The sequence below is a fragment of the Acinetobacter sp. GG23 genome, from assembly GCF_057766365.1.
In genome coordinates, this window is the sequence record NZ_JBYMDJ010000013.1 from 48284 (window position 1) to 67281 (window position 18998).

Genomic DNA, 18998 nt, shown 5'->3' on the forward strand with positions numbered 1-18998 from the left:
ATTAGCCTTCAAGTTGCTCTAATACTTCATCTGAAAATTCTACGTTAGTATAAACGTTTTGAACATCATCAAGATCTTCAAACATATCAATCATTTTCAAAATCATTTTGGCTTGATCGACGTCTGTAATTTCAGCTTTAGTTGATGGACTCATCACAACTTCAGCGTTGTCAGATTTTAAACCTGCCGCAGATAAAGCATCCTGTACGTCACCAAAGCTTTCAGGGGTCGTGATGACTAAGATTTGATCTTCATCAACTTCAATATCTTCAGCACCCGCTTCTAAAGCCACGTCCATGATTTTATCTTCTAAAGAAACGTCTTCAAAAGTAATTTCACCACGTTTGGTAAATAGATAAGCCACTGAACCTGCTGTACCTAAGTTACCATTGGTTTTAGAGAAGCAATGACGAACGTCAGGTACAGTACGGTTTAAATTGTCTGTCATTGTCTCGACTAGAACAGCTACACCACCCACACCATACCCTTCGTAAGTGACTTCTTTTAAGTCATCGTTATCTTCGCCACCCGCACCACGTTGAACAGCACGGTTGATCACATCACGTGTCATATTTACAGACAATGCCTTTTCGACAACAGCACGTAGACGAGGGTTACTTCCCACATCGGGACCGCCGAGTTTTGCAGCTGTGGTTAATTCACGAATGTATTTGGTAAAAACTTTACCACGGCTCGCATCTTGTTTTGCTTTGCGATGCTTGATATTGGCCCACTTGGAATGACCCGCCATGCGAAATATGCTCCTTGTAGATTGGCTTTATGCCTAATCGAATGTGTCAAATTCTACCATAAGCCCTTTTTTCTTAGAAAGGGCTAGGTTTTGAGTTTTTTAAACAAATGTCACTTAGATCTTATCTTCAGTAATTTTTTTAGGTTCTGGAATAACAATATCCAGACCTACCTTATCTTTATAGAGTTGTTTAAGTAAAGCTAAGTCATGGTTGATTTCAGTCGGGTATATTTTTCCTAAAATGCCACCTTGCTTGGTATTTGAATTGGCATACATTAAAACGATAGGAACACCAGCTGCTTTGGCAATATGCCAGAAACCTGTACGTATCGGTCTTCTTGTTTCACCAGTTTTGGCACGCGTGGCTTCAGGTGCAATCACCAGATTGAATTTTTCATTTTGCTGAAAATGTTCAACCATAACAGACACGATATCCTTATTGGATTTACGATCGACTGCAATACCGCCAATGGCTTCTAATAACGGTTTCATCGGACCCTTAAATAATTCTCTTTTAATCAAGGTATGAATTTTCATATCATAAATCTGAAAGAGGGCAAGGGAAAGAACTGCATCCATCATCGAAGTATGTTCAAAGCCTACAATGACCTGTTTATTCTCAAGTACATCGGGTTCAACATGATAGGTCCATCCCGCAAGTTTAAATGCGGATTCACCAAGTAATTTTTTTAACATAGGAGGAAATTAGACAATTCGAAAGTCAGCTAATTTCTGCTTGTTCGTATTTATAGTCAAGAGGATATGTGTTGAAAATGAACAAATAAATACAGATGAATATAGTTTTAAAAATGCATGTATTAATTGTTTTTATATATAAACAGACCTTAATAAATATTTTAAAAATATTACTTAATATAAATTAAGTCTTAATAATGAGTTAAAATGACTATTCAGATCAAAAAATAACTATTAGACTTTTGTCGAAGATATAAGTTTCTGAACAGATGGTTCAACTTCGCTTCTGTTTAATAAGGATTGAAAAGAATGATGTATTTTTCGACTTTTTTATTGGCGTTCGGGTTGTTTACGCTGGTTATTGTGTGGTCTTTGATCGAAATTCTTCTAGAATCCCGTAAAGAACGCAGTTTTGGTTCTTAATTAGGTTGCTAATCTAATGTTTAGAAAAATTAATTCCTCTTTTTAATTTTTGAATAAATACTGAAAATAAGGGCTAAGTAATTAAATTAAGACCTTATAAGTATAATAAATTTATCATTCTTTTAGCATTTAATGTTGAATATTAAAATTGCCTGAGTGGTATAGCAGATATTTTTATTATCTGGATTTATTTTTTTAAAATAAAAAATTATGATTACTTAATTTTATCAATCACAAGTTTTTTAAAATATAAGTTATAAATAAATGATTAAAAGAATTGTTGTGTTACTGTGCAATTAAAAGCGAAAATGCTTGTTTTTTGAAAAAATCTTCGTTAGTATTGCCTCGCTTGAACTTGTTGATATATAACAATTTCAGCTTATAAGGGCCTATAGCTCAGTTGGTTAGAGCAGCGGACTCATAATCCGTTGGTCGACAGTTCAAGTCTGTCTGGGCCCACCAAATAAATCAACCCCTTACGTGTACTAATCGTAAGGGGTTTTTTAATGTCTGAATCCATGTAAGCACTATGTAAGATGCTACCTTGTAATCACTGCAGAGAAATAGAAGATGATCTAGTAAAAAAGAAAAAATAAATTGATAAAATTAGACCGCATAGCTATTTCGATAAGTTGGCTTTTTTCATCAGCAAAAAAGTAAGATAAAATGAGGAGTGAAAAAATATGTGCAATCTTACTCCGCTGACCAAATTAGATGGTCATTAATTGCTGATTATTAATCAATCATTAAAGGGTTGGAATATAAACATTGGTTAAGAAAAGTAACTTAAGCTAAACATCTTCAAACATAAAAGTTGTATTTTCTATACTTTTTTCGATGTTTTTGAAGGTATATTATTGTTATTCCAAGAACTTAAAAACAACAATAAGAAACCTATGAATTGAAAAGCCTACTTAATTAGAGAGAATTAAGTAGGCTTTTTATTTATTCTTGTAAAAGTTATTTCTTTTTTACGAAGTATAAATTTCATTACAAAAAATTAGTAAGGATTAAATTAACTAAATAAATTTTATAGGTTTTAATTCAATTTTTTCAAAAATATAAATTTAATTTTTGGTATATTCCATCATTGAAACGTAATAATAAAAAAGTAAATTGATAAGTCTACTTAACTATAATATCAATGATATGCAAAATAGAAGACTAGCAATTTTGCTCGGAATATTAATGATGGGATCTTTATGCCTCATGATATCAGTATATGTTCAGGCACAAAGGCAGAAGAGAGAAGATATTCAACGAGTTATAAAAGAGGCAGAAGAGGCTCTTAAGAACCAAAATTTCGGATATTAGTGCGAATTGAAATTTTAAATTTTTTATTAATTATTAAATTGAATTTTAAAGTATTTTTTTGCCAATGATTAAAAATCAAGTTTATATAGAATATGTATTTAGAATCTATCGCTGTAGTTTCTGATTTTAAATTTTAACCTCCTTAGCAGGAGGTATTTTTTTGTCTGAAATCAAGGAGAAGTAAATGCTCCAATTCTTCCGAAAACTATTTTGCTTACATGCTTATGAATTTGATTACCATCATCAGCATGGATATACACAAGAATGTCGTAAATGTGGTAAACATGAGTCATTAATTAATTGATTGTCTGACTAGACGGGTGGTTTACGCCACATAAAACCTTACTAAGGATCTATTATTATTTGGGTTTTTCTTTTTTATTTGTAATACTTATAACATGATGGGCATAAATTAAATCTTACGTAGATACGCCTAATATTTAAGAGTTAGTTACACAAAGGATGATTGTTGGGTATTGAATAATTTTATCGAATGTTTGAGCATAATACTTTCTTGTTTGAATAAGTGATGGATCGCCATGATAGATGAAGAAAAGCCTTTAGATTTCGAAGATGATAGTGAACCTCAAGATTTCGAAGATGAAGAATTTATCGATGATAAGAAAGAGGATGAGATGTACAACACTATTACGAAAGATGGTTCGAGTGTTGATCCAGCAGATGATGGGGTACGTCATATCCGTCCGGAGGACGGAGATCCCATAGAAGTCGAAGAGTAGAGTATAGGCCCAATTTAATGTTGGGCTTTTTTATTGCCTATCGAAAGAACAGTAGAGCACTTTATTCCTCAAAAATAATCAAAATAGAGAAACAAATGTTCCGCAAACTTCTCCTAAATATTAACCAATTTAGTGAGATTTTTCTTTTTTTATTAGTGATTTAATTATACGAGAGTATATACAAACTAAAAACTGCAGTTCTGTTATGAAGAACTGGCAAAATATCAAAGTTTAATCCGTTCAAATCCTAAGTTTCATCAAATGATGACTAGGATGAAATCAAGAATGGACTAAAGAGCATTTTAATACCTTATGAAATTTACTGTTCTAACATTTATTTAAAAAATCAGAAAATTTTCCTCTATTTCATGTCTATAAATTAGTCTTGAAGTTAAATTTAGCTTTAGTGGCAATATATTGAATGATTTGATTAATTCTTCATAATTAATTGATGTAAATTCTTTTTCTTTAAAAAAATTATTGTGTCTATACTTTATTTTTATTTAATTTTTTACTTATTGAATAACAAGATTTATTACAGCTGATGAAATACTACTATAATTTTAATAGATTTTTTGATTCTCCTGCCGTGTCGAGATCAGTTTTAATTTTGTAATTTGCTCTAAAAATTGTTGCTAAGTTATTTGAATTATCTCAAAAATATGGTAATAAGTAGTGGTGATGGTTTTTTAATCACACGGTTGTTTCAGGATGAAATGTATTTAAAAAAACTGAATTTTAAAAACAAGCAAAAGGGAGTTTAGAAAATGCTTCAATTACTTATGAAATTATTTTGTTTACATGTGTATGAGTATGAGCACATGGAGGAAATTGGGGAAAATCATAAGGAATGTAGGAAGTGTGGGGTTAATAAGCCACTTTAATTGAATTCTATTTCTAACAAAGAAGTGAGCTTTAGCTCACTTCTTTGTTTCTAGCGCAAAATTAGTAATAATGGATAAGTAAAAATTTTTACTTAGGCAAGGCTAAGGCCAATGAACAAAGATTTTAAAGCAAAAACTTATATTGTGAATGAGCATCTTGAAGATACATTAATGTGGTTATGTCATCATCAAGACAGTTTCGATTCATTCACCTATGATACGATTTCTAAAGAATTAGTCGTGTATCATGCCAATGGTACCGATATCATTCGAGTAGGGGATTATTTAAACAGCAGTTATGGTATTTTAATTACGGCACATAATTTTGCAGAATAATTTTTCCCAGAAAAAAAGACCACTAAGGTAATGCTGCTCAGTTAAGGGGTTTGACCATAAACTCCTTAGCTTTTAGGTTATTCATCGCGGAGTCTTATTTTTTTAAATCAAATATTTGAAGTTCGTCAGTTCTTTTGTTTAGCCAAAAGAACCAAAAGCATTCGTCATTCGCAAAACTCGTCCACTACTACTGGGTAGCAAATCAGTTGCAGAAACATTAGCTTATTAATGTAATCCTGCCTCAAACAGTTGCGAATGACGTTTCCGTGTATCAAAAACATGATGAGTCCAAAAATAAAAAATGCCAGTCAATTTCTTAATAGACTGGCATTACTCAAAGAGGACTTTTTTATTAACAATAAAAATGAATCATTTAACTTGCCATTGCATCTACAGATAACTCTTTAACCGTCGGTTTGGCCTTTTCTGCAACCAAGCCCAACTTATCAAATAATTGTCTGTCTTTACCTTCGCCAGCATTTGGAGTAGTCAAAAGTTTTTCCCCAGAGAAAAGAGAATTGGCACCTGCCATGAAAGCCAAGGCCTGGTCCGCATCTGATAGAGACTCACGCCCAGCAGAAAGACGAATATAGCTTTTAGGCATAATGATTCGCGCAACCGCGATAGTACGAATCCATTCGGTGATGTCGAGTTTCTCTACCTCTGCAAGTGGTGTACCTTCAATAGGAACGAGCATGTTGATAGGTACAGATTCAGGATGAAGGGGTAAGGTTGCGAGTTCGTACAAAAGACCAATCCGATCTTTACTGTCTTCACCTAAGCCGACAATTCCACCACTACAGACTTTCATACCTGCTTGACGGACATGATCCAAAGTATTTAAACGATCATCATAAGAGCGGGTGGTAATCACATTGGGATAATATTCGCGAGAGGTGTCGAGGTTATGATTATAATAGTCTAACCCCGCCTCACTCAGGCGTTCGGCTTGCGATTGATTGAGCATGCCTAACGTCATGCAGGTTTCCAAGCCCAGTGCTTTCACTTCACTAACCATTTCCAATACATACGGCATGTCGCGTTCATGTGGATTACGCCATGCAGCACCCATGCAGAAACGTGAAGAACCTGAAGCAAGTGCTTCTTTGGCTTCTTGAATCACTTTATCGACAGCAATACGTTTTTCAGCTTCAAGTTTTGAGTCATAACGTGCTGACTGTGAGCAATATTTACAATCTTCAGGACATTTACCGGTTTTAATTGAAAGTAATGTGCTGACTTGAATTGTATTTGGATCAAAGTTTTCACGATGAATGCGTTGTGCTTCAAAAACTAAATCCAAAAAAGGCTGGCTATACAAAGCCTGAATTTCTTCACGTGTCCAGTCATTACGTACATTCATTGGCGAAAATCCATAATCATCATTATTTATTATTTATCATACCTAATTTAAACTAAATCTAAAGGCATAAAAAGCCAAATTTCATAGTATCTATCGATTATTTTTAGTCAATATAGCCTATTATAAGATTGTATATTTAGTTACAAAGTAAGTCTTATTTCTCTTAAGATAATCGCAAAGTTTTCAATGAGATTTTTTAGTTTGTTTTGAAATGGATGCTATTTTTTTTATAGAGATAAAACTTTGCTTATATCTGAAAAATAAAAAAACTGAAAAATGCTTTGAAGTGGAGGGAAAACCTAACTCGATTTAGCCAACTGCTCCTGAATTGCCCAGTCAATATGGACTTGCACAATCTCATCATGTAATTCGCGAGTTTGTTTTAAAGTTGCCACAATTTGATTAGAAAAAGGTGCATTTCCTAAGCCAATCGCAATATTTCGCATAAAACTTTGATAACCGGTACGACGTATTGGACTGCCTTCAGTGTTGGCTAAAAAGGTTGGTTCATCCCAGTGCCATAAATCCAGTAAATTGATCTGATCTAAACCATGTCGGGGATTAAAATCGTCAATCGTGGCTTTCTTGGCAAAACTATTCCATGGACAAATCAACTGACAATCGTCACAGCCAAATACACGATTACCAATGCCACGACGTAATTCTTCAGCAATAATGCCTTTATATTCAATAGTTAAATAAGCAATACATTTACGCGCATCCAACATATAAGGTTCAACAATAGCCTGAGTTGGACAAATATCGATACAGGCTGTGCAAGAACCGCAATGATTGGTTGCAGGGGAGTCGAAGGGTAAATCCAGCGAAGTAAAGAGTTCACCCAAAACAAAAAAGGAACCTGATTTTTTATGAATCAATAAGGTGTGTTTACCGGTCCAGCCCATACCTGCATTTTCTGCTAGAGATTTTTCAAATACCGGTGCAGAGTCAGCAAAAGGACGCGATTCAAAATTTCCAACCTTTTCACGAATGATGCTGGCTAAAGTTTTTAAACGGCCGCGCATGGTTTTATGGTAATCGCGACCACGGGCATAGCGTGCAATAATGGCGGCATTAGGCTCATCTGGGACATAACGCGGTTTAGGGGTTTCTACCAAATAATTCATTCGTACGCAAATAATGCTTTTGGTGCCGGGAACCAGTAGAGTTGGATCAGCACGTTTTTCTAAATTTTCTTCCAGAAACTTCATATCACCATGATAGCCACGCTTTAAATATTCTTGAAAACGTGGCAATTCTGCTTGAGCATCCGGTTTTGCGATGACACAATCGCTAAAACCTAATGCCAAAGCTTGAGCTTTAATCCACGCTTTTAGCGCTTCAGGATCAGTTTGATCTAAAGGTATTTTCTGTGACGCTGTGGATGTTGCCATAATTTAATAAGAAGGGAAGAACAATGCGTCAGCCAGTTTATCATAGCCCAGTTTATTTGAGCCAAAGTATTCAAGCATGGGAGCAACGCTGGTTTGCCAAGCAAAACGGTTCTTATGCCTTGATGCAGCAAGTCGCGTGGATGATTGCGCAGCGGCTGGTTCCCCTTTTTCAGCATCAGAAAATACAAAATATCGCAGTGTGTTGTGGACAGGGAAATAATGCAGGTGATGGATATTTAACGGCTCAATATTTAAAACAGGCGGGTTTCAAGGTCGAGATTTATGCCGCTGAATTGGGTTCTTCTAAAGATTTGTATACGGCTTATCAAGACGCTATCGCTGCTGAAATAAAAATTCATTCAGGTTTTAATTTTCAAAAACAATATGATTGTTATATCGATGCTTTATTTGGCATCGGTTTAAATCGTGAACTTAGTCCAGAGTGGCAGCAGATTATTCAAAGTATTAATGCTCAATCCGCTTTGAAAATTGCGATTGATGTTCCCAGTGGTTTACAGGCCAATAGCGGTCAGCCCCTACCATGCGCAATTAAAGCCGATTACACTTTCTCAGCCTTGGGGTTAAAAGCAGGACTGTTTACCGGACAAGGCAAAGAGTTTGCAGGACAGATTGAAGTTATTTCCCTGATTCCGACAGATGCAGAACTCAGTCCAATTGCCGAACTCTCGCCTGATACAATTTCATTGCCCGAGCGTCAGGCATTTGGCCATAAGGGCAGTTATGGTCATGTACTTGTGGTTGGTGGACATGCCGATATGGGCGGTGCGGTGATGATGGCCGCCGAATCTGCTTTTAGTGCAGGTGCAGGTAAAGTTACTATTGTCTGTCATGAAAAACATCACACCGCTATTTTGGCACGCTCACCGAATATTATGCTACGTGATATCAATGCTTTGACTAAAGCCGAGATTCAGCAATTATTAGAGCATGTCGATGCCGTCAGCTTTGGTATGGGCCTAGGACGTGATACTTGGTCAGAACAACAATTTTTTAAATGGTTCCCGAAGATCAACACAGCTGAACATTTACATGTGGTGCTCGATGCCGATGCTTTATGGTTCTTGGCCGAGCATCCGGAATTATTAAAAGCGGATTCTTATGCGACACCGCATCCGGGTGAAGCTGCAAAACTTTTAAACTGTTCAGTGAAAGAAATTGAACATAATCGAATTGCAGCGATTCATCAACTGCAAGAAAAATACGCAGGACAATGGGTACTTAAAGGTTCTGGCAGCTTAATTTTGCAAGATCAGCTCTGGATTTGCACGAAAGGTAATGCAGGAATGGGAACGGGCGGTATGGGAGATGTGCTGGCAGGTATGGTGGCCAGCTTAAAAGCACAATTTGGAGAGCAAATTCATCTACATGAAATTGTCACCTTACATGCTTTGGCAGGGGACTGGTTGGCGAAAAAAGGGATACGAGGTCTGCAAGCCCATCATATGAATGAGGCGGTTTATCATGTGGTCAATGGGAGTCATGATGAATAAGGCGATTAAATTAATCATTCATGGCAAAGTCCAAGGGGTGAGTTACCGGCGCTGGTTTGAACAGCAGGCTTTAACATTAGAACTCACAGGCTATGTAAAAAATCTGGCTGGCGGTGAAGTTGAAGCCATTATTGTTGGGACGGAAAATCAGCTCCATACAATAATCGAACGTAGTTATATGGGGCCATCACGTGCCGAGGTTTCAAAGATCATTCAAATTGAACTTGAGCAGGCATCGGAGTTCATTGCATTTACAATTTTGTAGTGAATATGACTTTTATAAAAAATATAAGAGGGAAATGATGGAAAAATATCTGGTTGTGGCAATTGTTATCGCAATTTGCATTGTTATGGTGATTTACACGCAACGTGGTGAAAGTTCAAGTCGCTCAGGCAATACCTCATTTAAGGACATTGTGCAAAAAGAATTCGTGAAATATAAGGTCATTGAAAGGAATCAAACCATTATGATTTGTGAGATAAACCATCGCAATGAACCGGATGAACTGGTTTTGATCCGGATTGATCCCAATCAGAAAAAGAATAGGCGAAGCTTTGGTCGAAGAGTCACTTTTACTTATCCCAAGCAACCCTCGATTGGTGAAATGCGTAAAGATTTCGCGCCGTATCTTTAAATATTCTAGTTATCTTCTTCTGCTGGTACGGCCACGACCGCGTGCCATACCACCTAAGGCATTCAGTACCGCCATTTTACTCATACTGCCTGAAGCATGGGCATGACAAATTGCAGCGGCTAAAGCATCGGCAGCATCCTGTTGCGGTTTAATGCTTAAATTTAAAATGCGCATCACCATCATCTGAACTTGTTCTTTATCTGCTGCACCATAACCCACTACCGATTGTTTAATTTGTCGTGCTGTATATTCAGCGACTTGTAAATCCAGATTTACCAAAGCAGCAATGGCAGCACCACGGGCTTGACCAAGCTTTAACGCAGAGTCAGGATTGACTGCCATAAAAACTTGTTCAACTGCAGCTTCTGTCGGGCCATGAAATTTAACAATACGTTCCACCCCTGCAAAAATTCGTTTTAAACGTTCCGGCATTTCAGGAGTTTCGGTACGAATGGTTCCTGCATCCACAAAAGTCAATTTTTGCCCATCTTTTTCGATAATACCGTAGCCAGTTAAGCGAGAACCCGGATCGATACCAATAATTAATGACATATAAAGACTTTAAAAATAGAATAATGCCCATATTGTTACATAAGCGTATCAAAAAAGCTTGATCGTGATTAAGCACTTGAATATTGCACCCTATTTATTTTATTGAGATTTGATTAATTTTTATGAAATTATTTCTTATTGTTTTAGCTGGCTTAATCCTTGAAGTCTTTGTCTGGATTGGCGTGGGTGACCTCGTCGGCAGTATGTGGTACGTATTTTTCTGGTTTGTAGCCGCATTTTTCATCGGGATCAATATGATCCGTACCCATGCGTCTGGTCTGCAACAGATGAAACAAGGTCAAATGGTAATGGACCCAAGTCTAACCAATAATTTACCAAAAATTATTGCGGGTTTGTTGTTATTGATTCCAGGCTTAATTACTGATGTACTTGCCCTGTTAATACTCATTCCCCCAGTACAACAAGCTTTGAAAGCTGTGGCAATGAAAACCATGATGAAACGCCAACAAGCCATGATGGATAAAATGATGGGTGGCATGATGGGCGATATGAATGGCATGGGCGGGGGTGCACAAGGTCAAAATCCATTTGCAGATATCATGCGTCAAATGCAGGACATGCAACAGCAGCAAGGTGGTTCACCGCGTCATGACTCTAGTGTGATTGATGGCGAAGCGCGCGAAGTGACGCCTGATGCGAAAAAAATTGAAATGAAAGATGTGAATAAATAAGTTTATTGATTTATATTTTTAAGCCGAATCCTGATGATTCGGCTTTTTTATTGGCTCTAAATTTGTATGTAAATTAGATGGCAAGACATGCAAAAAATTGAACAAACGATATAATACGTTTTTTTAAAATCTCCTCTATTTCTATGTCATTGCTTTTGACCATTTGTGCATTGCATTTTGTTGCACAGCTTAGCCCCGGACCGGATGTTCTACTGATTGCTAAAAGTTCGGCATCGACTTCAAGAGCCAACACTTTAAAAATTATTTTCGGTATTTCAGTCGGTATTGTAGTTTGGGTGGTGCTGACTTTACTTGGCTTTACTGTGCTAATAGAACAATTTCCATGGATACAACAAGTTTTAATGTTGATTGGTGGACTGTTTTTGGCTCGAATGGGCTGGGCAATGTTGAATGGCGGTTTAAAAAACCTGAAGCAAGAGACCCGTTTAGATGATGATCAACAGGCTGTACCTGATTCTAAAAACCATTTTTTATTGGGACTGTTTACCAACTTATCCAATCCTAAAACCCTGATTTATTTTAGTAGTGTGTTTTCTTTAGCTTTAAGTTCATCCGCATCAACACATTTAAAAACCCAGCTTGCAGTGATTATTCCACTACAAACTTTTTTGGTCTTTGCACTATTTATGCTCATTATGTCGATGCCAAAAATCAAAAATGTTTATCAGCGTTCAGGAAGTTATATTGATATTATTTCCGGCGGATTATTCCTGATTTTTGCAATTTGGTTGGGCTATGACGCATTAGCGATGTTTTAATCTTTTTTAGCTAGATCATCAACGGATTGCGAAGATGGGGGAGTGGCAGTGCTGACTTCCTCATTTTTTTCGCCTTGAGCATAGCGATTGGGTTTTAAGGTCGCTTCAGTATTTTCTGAACCTTTATAGCTGCGGCTACGGTTGGCACGTTCGCGTAAACCACCTTTCTTAATCAGTTGAACCATCATACACTCCAGATTATTGTCTGCCATTTTACCTAAAAAGGTGAGAAGTATCTGTTTTTTGCAACTTTCATATTCAAAGTTTGTTTTATTGCATTGTGTTACAAATGATGTCTTTAATATTTGAATAGATTGTTTAATTTTCAATATAAATTAGTAACTTATAAAAAAAACTGAAGAGAGATATTTTTGGTATATTTTAGTTATTGATAAATAGCCTTGTATCTCGCTAAAGAGTCACATAAGATTTTATTGATATTACCTTCCATCAAAAAAAATAGGGTGGAAATATAAAAACAAGAATGTGCGTAATGTAGGAGCATAGCTATGCTATATCAATATCATTGTGCGTGTTGTGATCAGGTTATTGAGTCAACCCATCATAAAGAATGCACAAATTGCGGTTCACATAATATTAAAAGTCCGTATGGTTTCTGGATTTTCTGTATTTTAACCTGCCTGGCAGCAGTCATCATTTTTAAGATCGTGCATGTCTATTTACAAGATCATCAAGAAACGCCTGTGCAAATTTCATTATTAGAAGTTTTACAACAGGGAGGAAAGCCGAAATAATGATTTTTTACGTAAAAAAAAGCCCACATCTGTGGGCTTTTTTATGAAAAAATTACAGGCCAGCAGAGGCTTTAAGCGCTTCCACTTTATCTGTTTTTTCCCAAGTAAATGCAGTGTCTGAACCTTCGCGACCGAAGTGGCCATAAGCAGCAGTTTGCTTATACATCGGTTGAATCAGGTCTAGCATACGAGTAATGCCGTATGGACGTAAGTCAAAGTGTTCACGAACCAATTGAATAATCAATTCTTCAGATACTTTTGCTGTATTGAAGGTGTTGATTGAAATAGAAGTGGGTTCAGCAACACCAATTGCATACGACACCTGGATTTCACACTTGTCCGCAAGGCCAGCAGCAACAATGTTTTTCGCTACATAACGACCCGCATAAGCAGCAGAACGGTCAACTTTAGATGGATCTTTACCAGAGAAAGCACCACCGCCATGACGTGCCATACCACCGTAAGTATCTACAATGATTTTACGGCCGGTTAAACCGCAGTCGCCTACAGGACCGCCAATCACAAACATCCCAGTTGGGTTGATGTGGAATTTGGTGTCTGCATGGAACATTTCAGCAGGAATCACTTTTTTCACAATTTCTTCAATTACCGCTTCTTTTAAAGCAACTTGTGAAATTTCAGGATCGTGTTGAGTCGACAATACCACTGCATCTAAACGAACAGGCATGCCATTTTCATATGCAAAAGTCACCTGGCTTTTCGCATCTGGACGTAACCAAGGCAAATGTCCACTACGGCGTAGTTCAGCCTGTTTTTCCATTAAGCGATGTGCATAAGAAATAGGTGCAGGCATTAAAACATCAGTTTCACGGCTTGCATAACCAAACATCAAACCTTGGTCACCCGCACCCTGATCTTCAGGTTTTAGACGGTCAACACCTTGAGCAATCTCAGGAGACTGTTTACCAATCATATTGATAACAGCACAGGTTGAACCATCAAAACCAAGGTCAGAATGGTGATAACCAATTCCATTTACGGTTTGGCGTACAATTGCTTCGAAGTCAACATTTGCTGTTGTTGTGATTTCACCGGCAAGTACTACCGCACCCGTTTTTACAAGCGTTTCACAAGCAACCCGTGCATATGGGTCTTCTGTTAAGATTGCATCCAAAATAGCGTCACTGATTTGGTCAGCCATTTTATCCGGATGGCCTTCGCTTACAGATTCCGAGGTAAATACAGCGTACTCGCGCATAAGTCCTATCACAGTTAATTTTAAAGACCCGATATGTTACATCGAGTTAGACTTTTGGACTAGTTCTACACGACCAAAATGACTGAAATTATTTCAATTTCACAACTTTTTAATTGATATATGCATCTAAAAAACTGATAAGCAGAAGAAATTTCGCTTTAAAGAAAAAGTTTTAACGAGAAAAATTTTTATAGAGCAACTATTTAATTAGATGTTCAAAGCTGCTTTATTGAAATTAAAATCATATTAACTTTATTTTAGGTTAAAATTTAATTATGTTAATAGTATTTATTATCAATATTTTACTTTAAATAAATTGAACTTTATGATCGCAGTTAGAGGAGTAGATCAAAATTATAGATCCAATAAAAACCGTTACAAAACATTCATTTTAACTCATTAAATTTTCATTAAATATTTTCAAAGATGAATTTTATTCAGCTTTTGTGTCTAGCGGGTATTAATTGATCAATTTTATTTCATAAAACTTTATAGGTAGCATTATTTGATGATAATCCCTCTATGAGCAGGTAAATAATAAAAATAATTCCTGTGAGAAGGGGGATGTGTGAATAATATTTTAATTAAATATAGTGAAAGCGATTTATCGTTAATAAGTCGTATATCAGTTTTAAATTAAATTACACCGCTCTTCACTCACTCGCCAATACTTAAAAGCGATGTCAAATTGAGCTTTACCAACCATTAAAATATATACAGTCACGAATAAATGTTGAAATGTTGACTATTAGGCTTTACCCCTTGCTGTTTTTTTAAGACAATATAGCCAGCTTTGAATTTTCCTATTCATCATCTTCTTTAAACGATTTAGTTGGACTCTGACCTATGACAACCCCGCTTAACGAACGTCGTATTGCAAATGCAATTCGTGTATTGGCAATGGACGCTGTGCAAAAAGCAAATTCAGGACATCCAGGTGCTCCAATGGGGATGGCAGATATCGCTGATGTAGTATGGCGTGAATTTTTAAATCATAACCCGACAAATCCACAATGGGCCAACCGTGACCGTTTCGTATTGTCGAACGGCCATGGTTCAATGCTTCAATATGCATTATTACATTTGACCGGTTATGCACTTTCAATTGACGATTTGAAATCATTCCGTCAATTACATTCTAAAACACCGGGTCACCCTGAATTGGGTTATGCACCGGGTATTGAAACCACAACTGGTCCACTCGGTCAGGGTATTGCCAATGCAGTTGGTTTTGCTTTGGCAGAAAAAACTTTAGCGGCTCAATTCAACAAAGATGATATTCAGGTTGTTGACCATTTCACTTACTGTTTCTTGGGTGATGGCTGCTTAATGGAAGGTGTTTCACACGAAGCATGTTCATTGGCAGGTACTTTGGGTCTAGGCAAGTTAATTGCTTACTATGATGACAACGGCATTTCAATTGATGGTGAAGTTGAAGGCTGGTTCTCTGACGATACAGAACAACGTTTCCACGCTTACGGCTGGCAAGTAATTAAAGTTGATGGTCATGATGCTGATGCGTTACGTGCTGCAACTTTGGAAGCAAAAGCTCAAACCACTAAACCGACGCTTATTATCTGTAAAACAGTGATTGGTTTAGGTTCACCAAACAAACAAGGTAAAGAAGATTGCCACGGTGCGCCGTTAGGTAATGATGAAATCGCATTAACTCGTGAAGCACTTGGCTGGAAAGAAGAAGCATTTGTTATTCCTGCAGACGTCTATGCTGCTTGGGATGCAAAAGATAAAGGTGCTAAATCTGAAGCTGCTTGGAATGAAGTATTTGCTGCTTATGCTGCAAAATACCCAACTGAAGCTGCCGAACTTAAACGCCGTTTAAGTGGTGATTTACCAGCTGACTTTGCTGTTAAAGCAGATGCCTATATAGCTGAAGTGAATGCAAAAGCTGAAACTGTAGCAACACGTAAAGCGAGCCAAAATGCACTTCAAGCATTTGGTCCGTTACTTCCTGAAATTTTAGGTGGTTCTGCCGATCTTGCAGGGTCCAACCTGACGCTTTGGAAGGGTTGTCAAGGTATTCAGGACAATCCTGCCGGTAACTACGTACACTATGGCGTACGTGAGTTCGGTATGACTGCAATTGCCAATGGTGTTGCACTACATGGTGGTTTCATCCCTTACGTAGCAACATTCCTGATGTTCATGGAATATGCACGTAATGCAGTACGTATGTCTGCACTGATGAAACAGCGTGTGATTCATGTTTATACTCATGACTCAATTGGTTTAGGTGAAGATGGTCCTACACATCAACCTGTAGAACAAATTGCATCACTACGTGGTACTCCAAACTTAAATACTTGGCGTCCATGTGACACCGTAGAAGCAGCGATTTCCTGGAAATCTGCACTTTTACGTTCTGAAGGTCCAACTGCCTTAATCTTCTCTCGTCAGAATTTGCCATTCCAAGCGCGGACTGAGGCACAAATTGCAGACGTAGCCAAAGGTGGTTATGTATTGGCTGAAGAGAAAGGTGAATTAAAAGCAATCATCATTGCAACAGGTTCTGAAGTGTCTCTTGCGATGGAAGCGTATGCACAACTTGAAGGTGTGCGTGTAGTTTCTATGCCATGTGCTGAAGAATTCGTTAAACAAGATGCGGCTTACCGTGAAGCGGTGCTTCCATCTAACATCCGTGCGCGTGTAGCTGTTGAAGCTGCGCATGTGGATTACTGGTGGAAATTTGTAGGTCTTGACGGTCGTGTGATTGGTATGACAACTTACGGTGAATCTGCACCTGCGAAAGACTTATACCAATATTTCGGTATTACGACTGATGCTGTCGTTGCTGCTGTAAAAGAAATTACTGCTTAATTCTAAAAGATTAAATCAATGAAAACGTCTCTTACGGGGGGCGTTTTATTTTGATAAATTTTTGACGATATTGGTCTAGCAGTTTTTACGAATAAGTATATAGTGATGCCATTCATTGAGTATTCATGGTGAGATGGCATTTATTCAGCATAAGTGAGGAAAATATGAGCCTTTATAACCAAATTAGTGATGAAATCACTTTAATGGAACCAGGTGAGCAAAAGTGGATCGGTCAGGATCTGCCCCTTGAAAGCATGATGGCCGTAGTATTGATGCTCAAAGAACTGGACGAAGAAAAAGTGATTAAGGTGCGTCGTCAAAATCGTGAAAAACATACGGGTCTTAAGCAAGTCGATCGTGTGTTGGTTGAAAAGTTATAAGAGATTAATGATCTTAAAAAGCCCTCATGGGGCTTTAATTATTTTAGCGATATGTTAATTATCTTTAATTGCTTTTGGAGGGTTCATCCATTTAAAGTTAAATAGACCAAGTCAGTCAATTGTCTGTAAAGTCACCTAATCTTCTTGCGGTATTGTGTCTCTAAACTGTATATTTTTGTATTAAATAATTCAAATATCATTCAAAAAATAATGTAAATCAGACCCTGAGCTAGAATAATAAAAGTTGATTAAAAATAATTTATGAAAATTATCAACTGATTAACATCAACGCGTTTATATTGAGGCGAATGTCTTCTGTAAAAGCAAGTGAGTGTTCTATTCTTGCAACATATCGTTTTATCTATACCAGTGAATTAAAATAAGAAACCTATACACTAACAATCATTCCAAAGAGAGATAAAATACATGAATTTCAAAGCAATAACTTTAGGTTTGGCGGTTGCATCTGTTGCAACTTTATCTTTGGCAAAACCCGTTGCTTACCAAATTGATCCGCAACATTCTGCAACTGTTTTCTCTTGGAGCCACTTTGGTTTCTCTACACCTTCAGCGAACTTTTCTGACATTCAAGGTACGATTAACGTTGACAATGCAAAACCAGCTAACTCCTCTGTAAATGTTAATATTCCAGTATCAAGTATCAATACCAATGTAAAAGCATTGGATGAGCATATTCAAACTGCAGACTTTTTTGATGCTGCCAAGTATCCGAACATCACTTTTAAAAGCACTAAAGTTCAGGCTTTAGGCAAAAACAAATACAAAATCACCGGTGATTTAACAGTAAAAGGCGTAACTAAACCTGTGGTTTTAGATGCTGTTTTAAATAAACAGGCAGTTCATCCAATGACTAAACTGCAAACTGTTGGTTTTAATGCAACCACTTCATTTAACCGTTCAGCCTTTGGTATAGGCGGTTATGTTCCGAACGTGGGTGATAAGGTTACTGTGAATATCACTACTGAAGCTTCAGTGCCTGCGAAAAAATAAGCCTAACAAGCGCTTAAACAAAAAAGCACCCTTGATGGTGCTTTTTTGTTTAAATTATTTTAGATGCGTTAATCACGGTTTAAGATCAGCAGACAGCCAAAACTGATAAAAATTCCGCCGGTAATGCCGTCAATTTTCTTACTGAATTTTTGATAATAATAATTAATTTTTGCTGTAGAGAAAACCAGAGCAACAGCAGAAAACCATATCAGACTTTCAATAAAAACCAGCGCGAGCAATGAACTTTGCTCGAAAATACTGACATTTGTGCTAATGGCGATGGAAAAGACGCTGCTGAAATAGACGAGTGCTTTGGGGTTAGCCATGTTGGTCAGAAAACCCTGAACTAACAGTGTACTGTGTGATTTTTTCGGCAGAATTTCATTCTGGTTTTTCGAGATAGGCACCGGATTTTTATTGAAAGCGGATTTCAGCAATTGTATCCCTAAATAAAGCAGGTATAGACCGCCTAAAGTCATCAGCACCTGTTGTAGCCAAGCAATTTTCTGAAATAAAAAATGCAGCCCACTGATTGCACAAATGGACCAAACCAAAATACTCAGCGAGACCCCTAATGCAGCGCATAAAGCATGCGTACGTGATTGGCGGATTGCACTTTGGGTGACAAAGAAAAAATCTGGACCCGGACTGATCAATGCAAAGAAATGAATTACAGCAATACTGATTAAAGGTGTCATCATCAGAGACTTATATAAATGAATGACACC

Annotated in this window: 19 protein-coding genes and 1 tRNA gene; 12 read left to right on the forward strand and 8 right to left on the reverse strand. The window is 37.1% G+C overall.

Annotation, left to right across the window (positions count from 1 at the left end):
- Window position 1: 1 nt before the first annotated feature.
- Together AC3CAU_RS16265 and AC3CAU_RS16270 are read right to left on the reverse strand one after the other, a co-directional pair.
- A complete protein-coding gene (locus AC3CAU_RS16265; RefSeq protein ID WP_447054300.1) occupies window positions 2-751 on the reverse strand; it encodes a YebC/PmpR family DNA-binding transcriptional regulator in 750 nt (249 codons plus the stop codon).
- A gap of 114 nt (window positions 752-865) precedes the next feature.
- Window positions 866-1447 (reverse strand): 1-acyl-sn-glycerol-3-phosphate acyltransferase, encoded by a 582-nt coding sequence (locus tag AC3CAU_RS16270; RefSeq protein WP_131213426.1) that lies wholly within the window; start codon window positions 1445-1447, stop codon window positions 866-868.
- An 808-nt stretch (window positions 1448-2255) separates the two neighbouring features.
- Between AC3CAU_RS16270 and AC3CAU_RS16275 the strand changes: the two genes are divergently transcribed.
- The 3 genes from AC3CAU_RS16275 to AC3CAU_RS16285 all read left to right on the forward strand — a co-directional run bounded on the left by AC3CAU_RS16275 (window position 2256) and on the right by AC3CAU_RS16285 (window position 5144).
- A tRNA-Ile gene (locus AC3CAU_RS16275) sits at window positions 2256-2332 on the forward strand.
- 1391 nt (window positions 2333-3723) lie between these two features.
- Window positions 3724-3924, forward strand: coding sequence for a hypothetical protein (locus AC3CAU_RS16280; protein ID WP_131217102.1), 201 nt, complete (start codon window positions 3724-3726; stop codon window positions 3922-3924).
- Between the two features lie 995 nt (window positions 3925-4919).
- Window positions 4920-5144 (forward strand): hypothetical protein, encoded by a 225-nt coding sequence (locus tag AC3CAU_RS16285; protein ID WP_131217100.1) that lies wholly within the window; start codon window positions 4920-4922, stop codon window positions 5142-5144.
- A 373-nt stretch (window positions 5145-5517) separates the two neighbouring features.
- Here the strand turns inward: AC3CAU_RS16285 and bioB are convergent, their stop codons facing one another.
- Both bioB and queG read right to left on the reverse strand, forming a co-directional pair.
- Window positions 5518-6507, reverse strand: a complete 990-nt coding sequence (gene bioB / locus AC3CAU_RS16290) for a biotin synthase BioB (protein ID WP_131217098.1) — start codon at window positions 6505-6507, stop codon at window positions 5518-5520.
- A 299-nt stretch (window positions 6508-6806) separates the two neighbouring features.
- Window positions 6807-7901 carry a tRNA epoxyqueuosine(34) reductase QueG gene (queG, locus tag AC3CAU_RS16295; protein ID WP_131217096.1) on the reverse strand — a complete coding sequence of 365 codons (1095 nt, stop codon included), beginning with the start codon at window positions 7899-7901 and terminating at the stop codon, window positions 6807-6809.
- A 23-nt stretch (window positions 7902-7924) separates the two neighbouring features.
- Between queG and AC3CAU_RS16300 the strand changes: the two genes are divergently transcribed.
- The 3 genes from AC3CAU_RS16300 to AC3CAU_RS16310 are packed head-to-tail and all read left to right on the forward strand — an operon-like array spanning window position 7925 to window position 10047.
- Window positions 7925-9412, forward strand: coding sequence for an NAD(P)H-hydrate dehydratase (locus AC3CAU_RS16300; protein WP_131217094.1), 1488 nt, complete (start codon window positions 7925-7927; stop codon window positions 9410-9412).
- Window positions 9384-9677 (forward strand): acylphosphatase, encoded by a 294-nt coding sequence (locus tag AC3CAU_RS16305; protein ID WP_488368509.1) that lies wholly within the window; start codon window positions 9384-9386, stop codon window positions 9675-9677. Before AC3CAU_RS16300 ends, AC3CAU_RS16305 begins: the two co-directional genes overlap by 29 nt.
- Window positions 9678-9711: 34 nt before the next feature.
- Window positions 9712-10047, forward strand: coding sequence for a hypothetical protein (locus AC3CAU_RS16310; protein ID WP_171459159.1), 336 nt, complete (start codon window positions 9712-9714; stop codon window positions 10045-10047).
- A 9-nt stretch (window positions 10048-10056) separates the two neighbouring features.
- Here AC3CAU_RS16310 and ruvC read toward each other — a convergent pair whose 3' ends face one another.
- Window positions 10057-10599, reverse strand: a complete 543-nt coding sequence (ruvC, locus tag AC3CAU_RS16315) for a crossover junction endodeoxyribonuclease RuvC (RefSeq protein ID WP_131217090.1) — start codon at window positions 10597-10599, stop codon at window positions 10057-10059.
- 122 nt (window positions 10600-10721) lie between these two features.
- Between ruvC and AC3CAU_RS16320 the strand changes: the two genes are divergently transcribed.
- Window positions 10722-11291: an FxsA family protein gene (locus AC3CAU_RS16320; RefSeq protein WP_447054302.1), complete on the forward strand. Its 570-nt coding sequence runs from the start codon at window positions 10722-10724 to the stop codon at window positions 11289-11291.
- A 143-nt stretch (window positions 11292-11434) separates the two neighbouring features.
- Complete coding sequence (locus AC3CAU_RS16325; protein ID WP_131217086.1) at window positions 11435-12070, forward strand: LysE family transporter; 636 nt, start codon at window positions 11435-11437, stop codon at window positions 12068-12070.
- Here AC3CAU_RS16325 and AC3CAU_RS16330 read toward each other — a convergent pair.
- Entirely contained in the window at window positions 12067-12255 is a 189-nt protein-coding gene (locus tag AC3CAU_RS16330; RefSeq protein ID WP_131217084.1) for a hypothetical protein, read from the reverse strand. The genes AC3CAU_RS16325 and AC3CAU_RS16330 overlap by 4 nt on opposite strands.
- A 324-nt stretch (window positions 12256-12579) precedes the next feature.
- Here AC3CAU_RS16330 and AC3CAU_RS16335 point away from each other — a divergent pair, with 324 nt between their 5' ends.
- On the forward strand, window positions 12580-12825 hold the full coding sequence (locus tag AC3CAU_RS16335) for a hypothetical protein (protein ID WP_424619801.1): 246 nt from the start codon (window positions 12580-12582) through the stop codon (window positions 12823-12825).
- 52 nt (window positions 12826-12877) lie between these two features.
- Here AC3CAU_RS16335 and metK read toward each other — a convergent pair whose 3' ends face one another.
- Complete coding sequence (gene metK, locus AC3CAU_RS16340) at window positions 12878-14044, reverse strand: methionine adenosyltransferase (protein ID WP_131217080.1); 1167 nt, start codon at window positions 14042-14044, stop codon at window positions 12878-12880.
- Window positions 14045-14890: 846 nt separating this feature from the next.
- On the opposite strand from metK, the gene tkt reads away from it, so the two are divergent.
- The 3 genes from tkt (at window position 14891) to AC3CAU_RS16355 (ending at window position 18270) form a co-directional block, all read left to right on the forward strand.
- The gene (tkt, locus tag AC3CAU_RS16345) at window positions 14891-16879 is read left to right on the forward strand and encodes a transketolase (protein WP_131217078.1); all 1989 of its coding nucleotides are present in this window, start codon (window positions 14891-14893) and stop codon (window positions 16877-16879) included.
- Between the two features lie 164 nt (window positions 16880-17043).
- Window positions 17044-17259, forward strand: coding sequence for a hypothetical protein (locus AC3CAU_RS16350; RefSeq protein WP_067724440.1), 216 nt, complete (start codon window positions 17044-17046; stop codon window positions 17257-17259).
- 426 nt (window positions 17260-17685) lie between these two features.
- On the forward strand, window positions 17686-18270 hold the full coding sequence (locus AC3CAU_RS16355; protein WP_447054303.1) for a YceI family protein: 585 nt from the start codon (window positions 17686-17688) through the stop codon (window positions 18268-18270).
- A gap of 68 nt (window positions 18271-18338) precedes the next feature.
- Here AC3CAU_RS16355 and AC3CAU_RS16360 read toward each other — a convergent pair whose 3' ends face one another.
- Window positions 18339-18971 (reverse strand): LysE family transporter, encoded by a 633-nt coding sequence (locus tag AC3CAU_RS16360; RefSeq protein ID WP_447054304.1) that lies wholly within the window; start codon window positions 18969-18971, stop codon window positions 18339-18341.
- Between the last annotated feature and the right edge of the window lie 27 nt (window positions 18972-18998).

Coding starts and splice junctions, on each gene's coding strand:
- AC3CAU_RS16350 (WP_067724440.1), top strand. CDS start 17,044: ATGAGCCTTTATAACCAAATTAGTGATGAAATCACTTTAATGGAACCA.
- AC3CAU_RS16310 (WP_171459159.1), top strand. CDS start 9,712: ATGATGGAAAAATATCTGGTTGTGGCAATTGTTATCGCAATTTGCATT.
- AC3CAU_RS16355 (WP_447054303.1), top strand. CDS start 17,686: ATGAATTTCAAAGCAATAACTTTAGGTTTGGCGGTTGCATCTGTTGCA.
- AC3CAU_RS16305 (WP_488368509.1), top strand. CDS start 9,384: ATGTGGTCAATGGGAGTCATGATGAATAAGGCGATTAAATTAATCATT.
- bioB (WP_131217098.1), bottom strand. CDS start 6,507: ATGAATGTACGTAATGACTGGACACGTGAAGAAATTCAGGCTTTGTAT.
- AC3CAU_RS16270 (WP_131213426.1), bottom strand. CDS start 1,447: ATGTTAAAAAAATTACTTGGTGAATCCGCATTTAAACTTGCGGGATGG.
- tkt (WP_131217078.1), top strand. CDS start 14,891: ATGACAACCCCGCTTAACGAACGTCGTATTGCAAATGCAATTCGTGTA.
- AC3CAU_RS16360 (WP_447054304.1), bottom strand. CDS start 18,971: ATGATGACACCTTTAATCAGTATTGCTGTAATTCATTTCTTTGCATTG.
- AC3CAU_RS16265 (WP_447054300.1), bottom strand. CDS start 751: ATGGCGGGTCATTCCAAGTGGGCCAATATCAAGCATCGCAAAGCAAAA.
- AC3CAU_RS16335 (WP_424619801.1), top strand. CDS start 12,580: ATGCTATATCAATATCATTGTGCGTGTTGTGATCAGGTTATTGAGTCA.
- metK (WP_131217080.1), bottom strand. CDS start 14,044: ATGCGCGAGTACGCTGTATTTACCTCGGAATCTGTAAGCGAAGGCCAT.
- AC3CAU_RS16280 (WP_131217102.1), top strand. CDS start 3,724: ATGATAGATGAAGAAAAGCCTTTAGATTTCGAAGATGATAGTGAACCT.
- AC3CAU_RS16300 (WP_131217094.1), top strand. CDS start 7,925: ATGCGTCAGCCAGTTTATCATAGCCCAGTTTATTTGAGCCAAAGTATT.
- queG (WP_131217096.1), bottom strand. CDS start 7,901: ATGGCAACATCCACAGCGTCACAGAAAATACCTTTAGATCAAACTGAT.
- AC3CAU_RS16320 (WP_447054302.1), top strand. CDS start 10,722: ATGAAATTATTTCTTATTGTTTTAGCTGGCTTAATCCTTGAAGTCTTT.
- ruvC (WP_131217090.1), bottom strand. CDS start 10,599: ATGTCATTAATTATTGGTATCGATCCGGGTTCTCGCTTAACTGGCTAC.
- AC3CAU_RS16325 (WP_131217086.1), top strand. CDS start 11,435: ATGTCATTGCTTTTGACCATTTGTGCATTGCATTTTGTTGCACAGCTT.
- AC3CAU_RS16330 (WP_131217084.1), bottom strand. CDS start 12,255: ATGGTTCAACTGATTAAGAAAGGTGGTTTACGCGAACGTGCCAACCGT.
- AC3CAU_RS16285 (WP_131217100.1), top strand. CDS start 4,920: ATGAACAAAGATTTTAAAGCAAAAACTTATATTGTGAATGAGCATCTT.